The sequence below is a fragment of the Streptomyces sp. NPDC001401 genome (assembly GCF_042895385.1).
GTDB lineage: Bacteria > Actinomycetota > Actinomycetes > Streptomycetales > Streptomycetaceae > Streptomyces.
On the sequence record NZ_JBIAWI010000008.1, the window covers coordinates 234,417 to 247,838 of the forward strand.

Consider the following 13,422-nt stretch of genomic DNA (forward strand, 5'->3'; position numbering starts at 1 on the left):
GCACACGGTGGACGTGCAGAAGAAGCTCGACGAGATCGTCGCCGCGGTCTCCGGCGCCCGGTCGATGCCCATGTCGGCCTCGTGCGTGGTCAACCGCGCCGAACTGCTCTCGATGCTGGAAGAGGTGCGCGAGGCGCTGCCCGGCTCCCTCGCGCAGGCCCAGGAGCTGATCGGCGACCGCGAGCAGATGGTCGAGCAGGCCCGCCAGGAGGCCGACCGGATCATCTCCACGGCGCACGCCGAGCGCGGCTCGCTGATCTCCGACACCGAGGTCGCCCGCCGCTCCCAGGCCGAGGCCGACCGCATCCTCACCGAGGCCCGCCAGGAGGCGGAGGAGATCCGCGCCGAGGCCGACGACTACGTCGACTCCAAGCTCGCCAACTTCGAGGTCGTCCTCACCAAGACCATCGGCTCCGTCGGCCGCGGCCGCGAAAAGCTCCTCGGTACCGGCCCCGGCCTGGACGAGCAGGGCTACGAGGACGAGGACGCCCCCGAGCGCAGCCATGACCCCGAGACCCTGCGCAAGGACGCCGACACCTACGTGGACACCAAGCTCGGTGCCTTCGAGGCGGTCCTCACCAAGACCCTGGAGGCCGTCGGCAAGGGCCGCCAGAAGCTGCACGGCCGGATCGCCACCGACGACCTCGGCGCCCTCGCCGACGACTCCACGTCCTTCCAGCACTCCAGCGACGCCGACTACCTGGCCGACCTCGCCGCCGTCACGGAACAGAAGCCCCCGGCCGAGCAGCCCGCCCAGCAGCAGGACTACGGCCAGCCGCAGCCGGCGTACGGCTATCAGCAGCAGGCCGACCCCTACGCCGGCGGCTACCAGCAGCAGGGCTACGGCCAGCAGGACGCGTACGGCTACCAGCAGGCCGATCCGTATGCCTACCAGGGCTACGACGCCCAGCAGGCGCCGTACGACCCCAACCAGGCGCAGCAGGGGCATCAGACGCAGCAGGCGCACCAGTCGTACGCGCTCGACGAGACCAGTCTCTTCGACACCGGCATGATCACGCCCGAGCAGCTGAGAGCCTACGAACAGGGGCGCGGCCAGTAAGCAGCCACCGGATTGGGCCGTGAGCGAAAGGTCCAGTATCCTGGCTCTTCGGTCGCGTGCACGTCCGCGATCAGCGCTGCCCAGGGACACCGAGGGGCAGCGTCCCTCTGAGCTAGAAGATCGAAAGCAGGAATGGCCCTGAACGCCCGCCTCGACCACCGCAAGCCTCTCGTGTTCGACACACACGAGCTGGGGCGGCGGCCAGGTGCGCTGCAGCGCCTGACCCGTGAGATCGACGCTCCCAAGGATCTCGGGATCGCGGGAGTCATCGGAGTGCCGGAAGGCGCCCCGGTGGAGCTCGAACTCCGACTCGAGTCGGTCATGGAAGGGGTGCTTGTCACAGGCACCGCCCGTGCACAGGCCGAGGGGGAGTGCGTAAGGTGTCTGGAGCCGCTTCAGCTGGACGTCGAAGCGGAATTCCAGGAGATGTTCTCGTACCCTGACGCCGACGACCGGGGCCGCCCCAAGGCGGAGCCGGCCGACGACGCCGAGGAAGACGAGGACAGGCTCTTCATCGAGGACGGCCTGTTCGACCTCGAGCCCGTGCTGCGCGATGCGGTGGTGCTCGCACTGCCGATGCAGCCGGTGTGCCAGGACGACTGCCTGGGCCTGTGCTCCGAGTGCGGAGCCCGGCTCACGGACGACCCGGACCACCACCACGACGCCGTCGACATCCGTTGGGCGGCACTGCAGGGACTCGCCGGTTCACTCGGAGACGGCGAGAAGGACGAGATGAGCGGCGCCGAAGCGGAAGCGGGCGTCGACGAGAAGCAGGAGAAGTAGCCGTGGCTGTTCCGAAGCGGAAGATGTCGCGCAGCAACACGCGCCACCGCCGGTCGCAGTGGAAGGCTGCGGTCCCCACCCTGGTTGCGTGCGAGCGCTGCCACGAGCCCAAGCAGCAGCACATTGCGTGCCCGTCTTGCGGCACCTACAACAAGCGCCAGGTCCTCGAGGTCTGAGCGGCTGGTGAGAGGCACCGTGTCCACTGCCAAGAAGGCGGATGACGCCATGGCGGACCCAACCGCCAGGAAAAAGTCGGACAACACAGCCTCGTCCCACACGCTTCTGGAAGGGCGGCTCGGGTACAAGCTCGAGTCCGCCCTTCTGGTGCGAGCGCTGACCCACCGTTCGTACGCGTACGAGAACGGCGGTCTGCCGACCAATGAGCGGCTGGAGTTCCTCGGGGACTCCGTGCTCGGTCTCGTGGTCACGGACACGCTGTACCGCACCCACCCCGACCTGCCCGAAGGCCAGCTGGCCAAGCTGCGGGCCGCGGTGGTCAACTCGCGTGCGCTGGCGGAGGTGGGCCGTGGGCTCGACCTGGGCTCCTTCATCCGGCTCGGCCGGGGCGAAGAGGGCACGGGCGGCCGGGACAAGGCGTCCATCCTCGCCGACACCCTTGAAGCGGTGATCGGCGCTGTCTATCTCGACCAGGGTCTGGAAGCGGCGGGCGAGCTCGTCCACCGGCTCTTCGATCCGCTGATCGAGAAGTCCTCCAACCTCGGAGCCGGCCTGGACTGGAAGACCAGCCTCCAGGAGCTCACCGCGACCGAGAGCCTCGGCGTGCCCGAGTACCTGGTCACGGAGACCGGCCCCGACCACGAGAAGACCTTCACTGCTGCCGCCCGCGTCGGAGGCGTCTCGTACGGCACCGGCACCGGCCGCAGCAAGAAGGAGGCGGAACAGCAGGCCGCGGAATCCGCGTGGCGGTCCATCAGGGCCGCGGCGGACGAGCGCGCCGAGAAAGCGGCGGCCGAGAAGGCCGCCGAGGACGGCGAAGGCCCGTCATCCGTCTCCGCCTGACGAAAGTCTCTGACAGTCTCTGACGAACAGCGCACCCGAGCGCCCGTCCCTCCCCGGGGCGGGCGCTCGGCTCATACCGGTCCGTTACGGGGGTCCCGATGCCCGAGTTGCCCGAGGTCGAGGTCGTCCGGCGCGGCCTGGAGCGGTGGGTCGCCCACCGCGTCGTCGCCGACGCCGAGGTGCTGCACCCGCGTGCCGTACGCCGTCACATCGCCGGCGCCGACGACTTCGCGCACCGCCTCAAGGGCCACCGCATCGGCATCCCCGGCCGCCGCGGCAAGTACCTGTGGCTGCCCCTGGAGGACACCCACCAGTCGGTCCTCGCGCACCTCGGCATGAGCGGCCAGCTGCTGGTCCAGCCGAACGCGGCCCCCGACGAGAAGCACCTGCGCATCCGCGTCCGTTTCGCGGACGACCTTGCGACGGAACTCCGCTTCGTCGACCAACGCACCTTCGGCGGCCTGTCGTTGCACGACAACACCCCCGACGGTCTGCCGGACGTCATCGCGCACATCGCACGCGACCCACTCGACCCGCTCTTCGACGACGAGGCCTTCCACCAGGCCCTGCGCCGCAAGCGCACCACCATCAAACGGGCCCTGCTCGACCAGTCGTTGATCAGCGGCGTCGGCAACATCTATGCGGACGAGGCCCTTTGGCGCGCCCGCATCCACTACGAACGCCCCACCGCGAACTTCACCCGCCCGCGCACCGCCGAACTCCTCGGCCACGTAAGGGATGTGATGAACCAGGCGCTCGCCGTGGGCGGCACCAGCTTCGACAGCCTGTACGTCAACGTCAACGGGGAGTCGGGCTACTTCGACCGGTCGCTCGATGCGTACGGCCGTGAGGGGCTGCCCTGCAAGAGGTGTGCCACGCCGATGCGCCGGCGCCCCTGGATGAACCGGTCCAGCTACTTCTGCCCGAAGTGTCAGAGGCCGCCGCGCGTCCCGTCGTAACGCTCGCGGGCCGCGAGGACGTCGTCCATGCGGCCCTCCACCAGATGGACGAGGCCCAGCAGCCGCTCGGCGACCTCGTGGCCGAGCGGGGTGAGTTCGTAGTCCACGCGGGGCGGGTTCGTCGGCTGGGCCTCGCGGTGCACCAGGCCGTCGCGCTCCAGCGCGTGCAGCGTCTGGGAGAGCATCTTCTCGCTCACGCCGTCGACGCGCCGGCGCAGCTCGTTGAACCGCAGGGAGCCCTCGAACAGGGCGCACAGCGTCAGACCGCCCCAGCGTCCCGTGACGTGCTCCAGGGTGCCGCGCGAGGGACAGGCCTTGGCGAACACGTTGTACGGGAGGTCGGCCGCCTCCGTGAGCTCCTGCGTGGTGTCCATCCCTCAAGCCTACTTGAGCGCAGCGCTAACCGACAGGTTGCACTAACCGAGAGTTAGTGCCCTGCGCCTAGTAGCCGAAGTCCTGCGTCCACCAAGGGCCACCCGACCCGAAGTGCACACCGACCCCCAGCGTCTTGAAGTCGCAGTTCAGGATGTTGGCCCGGTGGCCGGGGCTGTTCATCCAGGCCTCCATCACGGCGGCCGCATCGGCCTGCCCCCGGGCTATGTTCTCGCCGCCGAGGTTGCTTATGCCGAGCTTCGCCGCCCGGTCCCACGGCGAGGCGCCGCTGGGGTCGGTGTGGTCGAAGAAGCCGTCGGCGGCCATGGCGTCGCTGAACCTCTCGGCCAGCTCCGACAGGGTGCTGTTGGCGGAGACCGCGCTGCAGCCGACCTTGGCCCGCTCCTCGTTGACCAGCTTGAGCACCTCCGCCTCGGCGGCGGCCTGCGCGGAGACCGTCACCGGGGCGGTGGTCTCCTTGGGCGGCTTGGTCTCCTGCTTCGGCGGAGTCGTCTTCGGCTTCTTGGTGGGCGTCGTCTTCTGCTTCTTCGGCGGCGCCTCGGTCGGCGCGGCCGAGGAGGTCGACGGGCTCGGCGAGGGCGAGGCCGAGCGGTCGGCGCCGCGGCTCGTCGAGGAACCCTGGTCGCGGCCGTCGGCGCTGCCGGAGGTGCCGCCCTGCTCGGTCGCCGAGTTGGTCGGCGTGCTCGCTGCCTGCACCTTGTCGGAGCTGCCGCCGCCGAGCTTGTAGTTGTCGAGGCCGGGCATCGCGCCGGTGGCGACCGCGACCGTGCCGATCGCGACGGCGGCGGAGACACCGAGCAGACCGGTGCGCACCGGCGTGACGGCCTTCTTCCGGCGGCGGCGCGCGCCCCCGCGCCGGGCGCCCTTGTCGGGCGCCAGCCCGTGCTCCGGGAACACCGTCGTGTAGTCGTCCTCGGTCGCGAACAGGTACGCGGCACTCCTCGCGGAGGCCTCGGTGTACTCCGTGGAGTGCAGATACGGGGCGGTGCCCATGGCGGGCTGCTCGTCGCCCGCGCCGGCCTGAGGCGGGTCGTAGCTGTACGAGTACTGCTGGGGGTCGTAGCTGCTCGCGTACGAGCCGTCCCTACCTGTGACCCCCGTGGCGCGGCCCGTGGCGGCGCGGCCGGCGGCGGAGCGTCGGTGGCGTCCCATGTCTTGGCCTTCCTCGTCTTGCGATCAACGTGTCCCATATGATCTTGCGGGTGACCCAACTCACTCGATCGAGTGAGTTTCATATGGGATTCATTGGGTGGGGACGGTACCGCATGGCGTCAGAGGAGGAAGTGTCCCGAGAGACATTGGCCGGTTAGGTTGCACCCATGAGCGAGGATGTGCGACTGGTCGCCTGGGTGCGGGGACGCGTCCAAGGTGTGGGTTTTCGCTGGTTCACGCGGGCCAAGGCCCTCGAGCTCGGCGGCCTGAGTGGTTTTGCTCTCAATTTGGGCGACGGACGGGTTCAGGTGGTCGCCGAGGGCTCGCGGGACCGGTGCGAGGGACTCCTCGGCTGGCTCCAGGGCGACGACACGCCCGGCCGCGTCGACGGTGTCACCGAGATCTGGGACACACCCCGCGGGGGGTACGACGGCTTCGCCATCCGCTGAGCCAATTCTGTAAAGAGGCCCGGGTGAAAGCGGACGGACATGCCACTGGCAGGTGCCCCGAGCAGAAATTGCCTGGTGGTTGCCAAGAACCGCTTGTCGTGGCAGGCTCCGCACCTAAGAATGATCGCTACGCCCTGAGGGCCCCGCAGGAGTCGCCGCGCCGCCGCTTTCAGGCCGCGCGCCCCCGGGTTGCCCGCCAATACAGGGCGTGATCGTGTTGACCGTCAAACTTTTTGGTGAGACGCTGAAAGCACCCCGCGCACCTTAGCTGTTTGGCATGGATGAACGGCAGCATGAACTCAAGAGTGTCAAGCACCGCGGGTGCGATTCCCTCACGACCCACACCGCTTCGGTCGGTCACTCAGTGTGGAGGACCATCCATCATGGCAAAGGCGCTTCTCGGTTACGTCGGCGGCTCCGACCCTCGACTCCTCGCCGAGATGCGACGGCTCCAGCAGCGCGTCCAGGACCTGGAATCCGAGCTCGTACGGATTCAGGCGGAGAACGACGCGCTCGCGGCTGCCGCTTCTCACGACAGGATCATGGAGAGCATGACCATCGACGCACACCAGGCGGAGCCTGCGCTCACCTGATCACTGCATCGCACCACGACAGCAGTGGTTGGGCCGCCCGTATCAACCGCTAAGTCGTCAGAGTTCAGAGTTTGCAAGGGACGCTTCGGCGTCCCTTCTTTCTTTCCCCCGCGCATCCTTTCACCCTCTTTAACGTTTGGTGTGCCCTGCACGTTCAAGGGTGAAACCGCGGGTTCATGGAGTGGGATACCGGCGGAAGGTAGAGTCCAGCGGCGTGCACCTCAAGGCCCTGACCCTCCGCGGGTTCAAGTCGTTCGCCTCGGCGACCACGCTCCGGTTCGAGCCGGGGATCACGTGTGTCGTCGGCCCGAACGGTTCGGGCAAGTCCAACGTCGTGGACGCCCTGAGCTGGGTCATGGGCGAGCAGGGTGCCAAGTCGCTGCGCGGCGGCAAGATGGAGGACGTCATCTTCGCCGGCACCACCGGGCGTCCGCCACTCGGCCGTGCCGAGGTTTCGCTGACCATCGACAACTCGGACGGGGCCCTGCCCATCGAGTACGCCGAGGTCACCATTACGCGGATCATGTTCCGCAACGGCGGCAGCGAGTACCAGATCAACGGTGACACCTGCCGCCTCCTCGACATCCAGGAACTCCTCTCCGACTCCGGCATCGGCCGCGAGATGCACGTCATCGTCGGCCAGGGGCAGCTCGACTCCGTCCTGCACGCCGACCCCATGGGCCGCCGCGCCTTCATCGAGGAGGCGGCCGGCGTCCTCAAGCACCGCAAGCGCAAAGAGAAGGCCCTCCGCAAGCTCGACGCGATGCAGGCCAACCTCGCGCGTGTGCAGGACCTGACGGACGAACTCCGCCGCCAGCTCAAGCCCCTCGGCCGCCAGGCCGCCGTCGCCCGCCGGGCCGCCGTCATCCAGGCCGACCTGCGCGACGCCCGCCTCCGCCTCCTCGCCGACGATCTCGTACGGCTGCGGGAAGCACTGAAGACCGAGGTCGCGGACGAGGCCGCGCTCAAGGAACGCAAGGAAGCCGCCGAGCAGGAGCTGAAGAAGGCGCAGCAGCGCGAGGCGCTCCTGGAGGACGAGGTGCGGCAGCTCGCTCCGCGGCTCCAGCGTGCCCAGCAGACCTGGTACGAGCTGTCGCAGCTGGCCGAGCGGGTGCGTGGCACGATCTCGCTGGCCGACGCGCGGGTGAAGAGCGCGACGTCGGCGCCGCCCGAGGAGCGGCGCGGTCGCGACCCCGAGGACATGGAGCGCGAGGCCGCCCGTATCCGGGAGCAGGAAGCCGAGCTCGAAGCGGCCCTGGAGGCGGCCGAGCGGGCCCTGGAGGACACGGTCGCGCACCGGGCCGAGCTGGAGCGCGAACTCACCCAGGAAGAACGGCGCCTGAAGGACGTCGCCCGCGCCATCGCCGACCGCCGCGAGGGCCTCGCCCGGCTGAACGGCCAGGTCAACGCGGCCCGTTCGCGCGCCGCCTCTGCCCAGGCCGAGATCGACCGCCTGGCCGCCGCCCGCGACGAGGCCCAGGAGCGTGCCGTCGCCGCCCAGGAGGAGTACGAGGCACTCAAGGCCGAGGTCGACGGCCTCGACGCGGGCGACGCGGAACTGGGCGAGCAGCACGAGGCGGCGAAGGCGGCGCTGGCCGAGGCGGAGGCGGCTCTGACCGCCGCCCGGGAGGCGGCCACGGCGGCGGAACGCAAGCGGGCCGCTACGCAGGCACGCCACGAGGCCCTGGCGCTGGGCCTGCGCCGCAAGGACGGAACGGGCGCGCTGCTCGGGGCGAAGGATCGTCTCTCCGGGCTGCTGGGACCGGCGGCGGAGCTGCTGACGGTGACTCCGGGCTATGAGGTAGCCCTGGCGGCGGCTTTCGGCGCGGCGGCGGACGCCCTCGCGGTCACCTCACCAGCGGCCGCTGCCGACGCGATCCGCCTGCTGCGCAAGCAGGACGGAGGCCGGGCGTCGCTGCTGCTGGCGGGTACGCCGGAGGAAAGCAGTTCGGCAGCGGGCCCAAGGGGCGCGGGGCAGCGTCCATTTGCGGCTCCGCCGCGGGGCGCGACCGGCCACGACGAACCCGCAGACGGCCAACGACCTCATGCGGCACTTCCCGCCGCCGACCTGGTCCGTGGTCCCGGCGACCTCATGCCTGCCGTCCGCCGTCTCCTCGACCGCATCGTCGTGGTCGGCACCCTCGAAGACGCCGAAGACCTCGTCTACTCCCGCCCCGACCTCACCGCCGTAACCGCCGAAGGCGACCTCCTCGGCGCCCACTTCGCACACGGCGGTTCCGCCGGCGCCCCCAGCCTCCTCGAGGTGCAGGCCTCCGTCGACGAGGCCGCAGCCGAGCTCGAAGAGCTGGCCGTCCGCTGCGAGGAACTCACCGAGGCACAGCACGCGGCCACCGAGCAGCGCAGGGAATGTGCCGCACTCGTAGAGGAGTTGGGGGAGAAGCGCAGGGCCGCCGACCGGGAGAAGTCGGCCGTTGCCCAGCAGCTCGGACGGCTCGCCGGGCAGGCACGGGGCGCGGCGGGCGAAGCGGAGCGTTCCGTGGCCGCAGCCGTGCGGGCGCAAGAAGCGCTGGACAAGGCCCTCGAAGAGGTCGAGGTCCTCGCCGAACGCCTCGCCGTCGCCGAGGAGTTGCCGGTCGAGGAGGAGCCCGACACGTCGGTACGGGACCGTCTCGCCGCCGACGGTGCCAACGCCCGCCAGACCGAGATGGAGGCCCGCCTCCAGGTCCGTACGCACGAGGAGCGGGTCAAGGGCCTTGCCGGGCGCGCCGATTCGCTGGACCGGGCCGCCCGCGCGGAACGCGAGGCACGCGCGCGTGCCGAGCAGCGCCGGGCGCGGCTGCGGCACGAGGCGTCCGTGGCGGAAGCCGTCGCCTCCGGTGCACGCCAGTTGCTCGCGCACGTCGAGGTCTCCCTCGCACGGGCCGAGGAGGAACGCACCGCGGCCGACGCCGCCAAGGCCCGGCGCGAGCAGGAGCTGACCGCCGCCCGCGGGACCGGCCGCGACCTCAAGGCCGAGCTCGACAAGCTCACGGACTCCGTCCACCGCGGCGAGGTGCTCGGCGCCGAGAAGCGCATGCGGATCGAGCAGCTGGAGACCAAGGCGCTGGAGGAGCTGGGCGTGGAGCCGGCCGGGCTCGTGTCCGAGTACGGCCCTCATCAGCTCGTACCGCCGTCCCCGCCCGCCGAGGGCGAGGAGCTGCCCGAGGATCCCGAGCACCCCCGCAACCAGCCCAAGACCTTCCACCGCGCTGAGCAGGAGCGGCGGCTCAAGGCCGCCGAGCGGGCGTACCAGCAGCTCGGCAAGGTCAATCCGCTCGCCCTGGAGGAGTTCGCCGCGCTGGAGGAACGCCACAAGTTCCTCAGCGAGCAGCTCGAAGACCTCAAGAAGACCCGCGCCGATCTGCTCCAGGTCGTCAAGGAGGTCGACGAGCGCGTCGAGCAGGTCTTCACCGAGGCCTACCGGGACACGGCCCGGGAGTTCGAGGGCGTCTTCAGCCGGCTGTTCCCCGGCGGTGAGGGGCGGCTGATCCTTACCGATCCCGACAACATGCTCACCACGGGTGTCGACGTCGAGGCCCGTCCGCCGGGCAAGAAGGTCAAGCGGCTCTCGCTGCTCTCGGGTGGCGAGCGCTCACTCACCGCCGTAGCGTTGCTGGTGTCGATCTTCAAGGCCCGGCCGAGCCCCTTCTACGTCATGGACGAGGTCGAGGCCGCCCTCGACGACACCAACCTGCAGCGGCTGATCCGCATCATGCAGGAGCTGCAGGAAGCCTCGCAGCTGATCGTGATCACGCACCAGAAGCGGACCATGGAGGTCGCCGACGCGCTGTACGGCGTCTCCATGCAGGGCGACGGCGTCTCGAAGGTCATCAGCCAGCGGCTGCGCTGAGCATTCTCTTCAAGAGTTGAACACATTCCCGTCACAGCTGCGCTGAAAAGTCACAGTCGCGACCACTTGACTTCGAAACTTGAAGGCATAGTCTCTGCAACGTTGCTTTTACCTTCAGGTATTACCTACCGGGAAGGGTCCCCCCACCCGGCAGCGTTGCCGGTGGCCCGAGGAGTTGAACGTGACCAGCACAGCCCAGGCACAGAAGTCAGGAGCCGGAACGGCTCGTCCCGAGCATCTCGGGCGCGTCACCTTCATCGCGGCGGCGGCCGCGATGGGCGGTTTCCTGTTCGGCTACGACAGCTCCGTGATCAACGGCGCCGTCGAGGCCATCCGCGACCGCTACGGCATCGGCTCCGCGGCCCTGGCCCAGGTCATCGCCATCGCCCTGATCGGCTGCGCCATCGGCGCCGCCTACGCCGGACGGATAGCCGACCGCATCGGCCGCATCCGGGTCATGCAGATCGCCGCCGTGCTGTTCACCATCAGCGCCGTCGGCTCGGCTCTGCCCTTCGCGCTGTGGGACTTCGCCCTCTGGCGCGTCGTCGGCGGCTTCGCCATCGGCATGGCCTCCGTCATCGGCCCCGCCTACATCGCCGAGGTCGCCCCGCCCGCGTACCGCGGCCGTCTCGGGTCCTTCCAGCAAGCCGCGATCGTCATCGGCATCGCCATCTCGCAGCTGGTCAACTGGGGCCTGCTGAACGGCGCCGGCGGCGACCAGCGCGGCAAGCTGATGGGCCTCGAGGCATGGCAGGTCATGCTCGGCGTCATGGTGGTCCCGGCCGTCCTCTACGGCCTGCTCTCCTTCGCCATCCCCGAGTCGCCCCGCTTCCTGATCTCCGTCGGCAAGCGTGAGCGCGCCCGCGAGATCCTCGCCGAGGTCGAGGGCGACCACAACGATCTGGACGCCCGCGTCACCGAGATCGAGCACGCCATGAAGAGCGAGCACAGGTCCACCTTCAAGGACCTCCTCGGCGGCGGATTCTTCTTCAAGCCGGTCGTCTGGATCGGTATCGGCCTCTCGGTCTTCCAGCAGTTCGTCGGCATCAACGTCGCGTTCTACTACTCCTCGACCCTGTGGCAGTCGGTCGGCGTCGACCCGACGGACTCGTTCTTCTACTCCTTCACGACGTCGATCATCAACATCGTCGGCACCGTGATCGCCATGATCTTCGTGGACCGCGTCGGCCGTAAGCCGCTGGCCCTGATCGGTTCCATCGGCATGGTCGTCGGGCTCGCGCTGGAGGCCTGGGCCTTCTCGTACGACCTGGTCGACGGCAAGCTGCCGGCCGCGCAGGGCTGGACCGCCCTGATCGCCGCCCACGTCTTCGTCCTCTTCTTCGCCCTGTCCTGGGGTGTGGTCGTCTGGGTCATGCTCGGCGAGATGTTCCCGAACAAGATCCGCGCAGCCGCCCTGGGCGTGGCCGCCTCCGCGCAGTGGATCGCCAACTGGGCCATCACCGCGAGCTTCCCGTCGCTGGCCGACTGGAACCTCTCCGCGACCTACGTGATCTACACGGTCTCCGCGGCGCTCTCCATCCCGTTCGTCCTGAAGTTCGTGAAGGAGACGAAGGGCAAGGCGCTGGAGGAGATGGGCTGAGCAGCCCCGCACACTCGGGGAGAAGGGCCAAGTCCCCGCTGCCCCTCTCCTCGTACCGTCCGCCGCCCCTGCCCGGTCACTGTCCGGGCGGGGGCGGCGGTGTCATGTCTCACCAGATGAGGACGCCGCCACCGATCTCCAGGGCCTTGCGGATGCTCTCCTCGATGATCCGCAGCCGGGTCTCGATCTGGTGCCGGTGCTCCTCGACCGTCCGTGGCCGCTGTGTGCCGTGGGCCACCTCGTCGAGACGGGAGCGCAGCAGGGCGACCTCGCGCCGGAACTCCGGTACGTCCTCGGCCTCGACGTAGAGGTCCTGGTCGGCCAGTACGGGCAGGAAGCGGGCACCGAGCGAGCGTACGAACTCCGATCCCCACACCGTCGTACGCCAGGACTCGAAGCCGCCGGACTGGTACACGTCGTCCGGTACGTCGAGTATCCGTACCTCACCGTCCGGCGCGCGGACGAACACTTCCACCAGCAGACTCATGGCCGCAGTGGACCACCGCCGGGCCCCGCCCGACCACCGTTTATCGCCCCGGCTCAGCCTCCCAGCGCCGGAATCACCCGCTCCGCGAACAACCGCAGACTCCGCCACCCCTCCTCCACCGGCATCCCGCCGGCCAGCGGATGCAGTACGAGGTTGTCGAAGCCCTGCGCCACGCACTCGTCCGGCGTGAGGATCCGGTACACGCCCTCGGCGCGCAGCTCCGCCACGCTCGTGGCCGCCGACTTCACCGCCGACCGGATGTCCCCGGACTGCCAGGAGGCGTACGTCCGGGCCTCGTGCAGGAAGTGCTCGCCGTGCTCGGCCCACGCGCGGTCCGGGTCCTCGGCGACGTGCAGCAGCGGGGTCTCGGCGGTCGGCATCATGGTCCAGCCCTCGGTGCCGTACTCCGTGAGCTTCTCCTTGTAGTACGCCTCCAGCTCCGGCAGATGCGCGCTGGGGAAGAAGGGGAGGCCGAGGCGGGCCGCGCGGCGGGCGGCGGCCTTCGAGGAACCGCCGACCAGGAGCAGGGGGTGCGGGTCGGTGAACGGGCGCGGGGTGACCCGTACCTTGCGGCCCCGGTACTCGAACTGCTCACCGGTCCAGGCCTTGAGCACGGTCTCCAGCAGCTCGTCCTGCAGCCTGCCGCGCCGTTTCCAGTCCACCCCGAAATGCGCATACTCCTCGGGCCGGTACCCGATCCCGGCGACGGTGACCAGCCGGCCGCCGCTCAGCAGATCCAGTACGGCGATGTCCTCGGCCAGCCGCAGCGGGTCGTGCAGCGGGCCGATGACCGCCGACACGGTGACCGCGATGTGCCGGGTCGCACCGAAGACCGCACCCGCGAAGGCGAACGGCGACGGCAGCCAGTTGTTCGCGACGCCGTGGTGCTCCTCCGTCTGGACGGTGGTGATCCCGTGGTCGTCGGCATAAGCGGCCATCTCCAGGGCGGCCCGGTAGCGGGCGCCGAGCGAGGCGGGGGTGGCACCGGGTTCGACGAGGTTGAAACGTACGACCGAGACGGGCATGGGGGGTCCCCCTTCACCGAGCGGGTGTGGAGGGGGACGTTAGCTGACAGT

General features: G+C 69.7%; 13 protein-coding genes. 9 read left to right on the forward strand and 4 right to left on the reverse strand.

The features are described from left to right. Positions 1 to 7 precede the first annotated feature (7 nt). From ACFY10_RS26615 to mutM, 5 genes are all read left to right on the forward strand, one after another. The gene (locus ACFY10_RS26615) at positions 8 to 1,060 is read left to right on the forward strand and encodes an ATP synthase F0 subunit B (RefSeq protein WP_390667714.1); all 1,053 of its coding nucleotides are present in this window, start codon (positions 8 to 10) and stop codon (positions 1,058 to 1,060) included. A 132-nt stretch (positions 1,061 to 1,192) separates the two neighbouring features. Continuing rightward, the gene (locus ACFY10_RS26620; RefSeq protein ID WP_390667715.1) at positions 1,193 to 1,843 is read left to right on the forward strand and encodes a YceD family protein; all 651 of its coding nucleotides are present in this window, start codon (positions 1,193 to 1,195) and stop codon (positions 1,841 to 1,843) included. 2 nt (positions 1,844 to 1,845) lie between these two features. Then, positions 1,846 to 2,019: a 50S ribosomal protein L32 gene (rpmF, locus tag ACFY10_RS26625; protein ID WP_003951102.1), complete on the forward strand. Its 174-nt coding sequence runs from the start codon at positions 1,846 to 1,848 to the stop codon at positions 2,017 to 2,019. Between the two features lie 7 nt (positions 2,020 to 2,026). After that, positions 2,027 to 2,863, forward strand: a complete 837-nt coding sequence (gene rnc, locus ACFY10_RS26630; RefSeq protein ID WP_390667716.1) for a ribonuclease III — start codon at positions 2,027 to 2,029, stop codon at positions 2,861 to 2,863. 98 nt (positions 2,864 to 2,961) lie between these two features. Then, positions 2,962 to 3,822, forward strand: coding sequence for a bifunctional DNA-formamidopyrimidine glycosylase/DNA-(apurinic or apyrimidinic site) lyase (mutM, locus tag ACFY10_RS26635; protein ID WP_390667717.1), 861 nt, complete (start codon positions 2,962 to 2,964; stop codon positions 3,820 to 3,822). Here the strand turns inward: mutM and ACFY10_RS26640 are convergent. Continuing rightward, complete coding sequence (locus ACFY10_RS26640) at positions 3,795 to 4,196, reverse strand: winged helix-turn-helix transcriptional regulator (RefSeq protein WP_390667718.1); 402 nt, start codon at positions 4,194 to 4,196, stop codon at positions 3,795 to 3,797. The genes mutM and ACFY10_RS26640 overlap by 28 nt on opposite strands. 67 nt (positions 4,197 to 4,263) lie before the next feature. Next, positions 4,264 to 5,367, reverse strand: coding sequence for a CAP domain-containing protein (locus ACFY10_RS26645; protein WP_390667719.1), 1,104 nt, complete (start codon positions 5,365 to 5,367; stop codon positions 4,264 to 4,266). 167 nt (positions 5,368 to 5,534) lie between these two features. Here ACFY10_RS26645 and ACFY10_RS26650 point away from each other — a divergent pair, with 167 nt between their 5' ends. From ACFY10_RS26650 to ACFY10_RS26665, 4 genes are all read left to right on the forward strand, one after another. Beyond that, the gene (locus tag ACFY10_RS26650) at positions 5,535 to 5,816 is read left to right on the forward strand and encodes an acylphosphatase (protein ID WP_390667720.1); all 282 of its coding nucleotides are present in this window, start codon (positions 5,535 to 5,537) and stop codon (positions 5,814 to 5,816) included. Positions 5,817 to 6,199: 383 nt separating this feature from the next. Beyond that, on the forward strand, positions 6,200 to 6,409 hold the full coding sequence (locus tag ACFY10_RS26655; RefSeq protein ID WP_390667721.1) for a hypothetical protein: 210 nt from the start codon (positions 6,200 to 6,202) through the stop codon (positions 6,407 to 6,409). Positions 6,410 to 6,623: 214 nt separating this feature from the next. Further along, positions 6,624 to 10,259, forward strand: a complete 3,636-nt coding sequence (smc, locus tag ACFY10_RS26660; protein ID WP_390667722.1) for a chromosome segregation protein SMC — start codon at positions 6,624 to 6,626, stop codon at positions 10,257 to 10,259. A 181-nt stretch (positions 10,260 to 10,440) separates the two neighbouring features. After that, positions 10,441 to 11,859: a sugar porter family MFS transporter gene (locus tag ACFY10_RS26665; protein ID WP_390667723.1), complete on the forward strand. Its 1,419-nt coding sequence runs from the start codon at positions 10,441 to 10,443 to the stop codon at positions 11,857 to 11,859. Between the two features lie 109 nt (positions 11,860 to 11,968). Here the strand turns inward: ACFY10_RS26665 and ACFY10_RS26670 are convergent, their stop codons facing one another. Together ACFY10_RS26670 and ACFY10_RS26675 are read right to left on the reverse strand one after the other, a co-directional pair. Then, entirely contained in the window at positions 11,969 to 12,346 is a 378-nt protein-coding gene (locus tag ACFY10_RS26670; RefSeq protein ID WP_390667724.1) for a hypothetical protein, read from the reverse strand. A 53-nt stretch (positions 12,347 to 12,399) separates the two neighbouring features. Continuing rightward, on the reverse strand, positions 12,400 to 13,371 hold the full coding sequence (locus ACFY10_RS26675) for an LLM class flavin-dependent oxidoreductase (protein WP_390667725.1): 972 nt from the start codon (positions 13,369 to 13,371) through the stop codon (positions 12,400 to 12,402). Between the last annotated feature and the right edge of the window lie 51 nt (positions 13,372 to 13,422).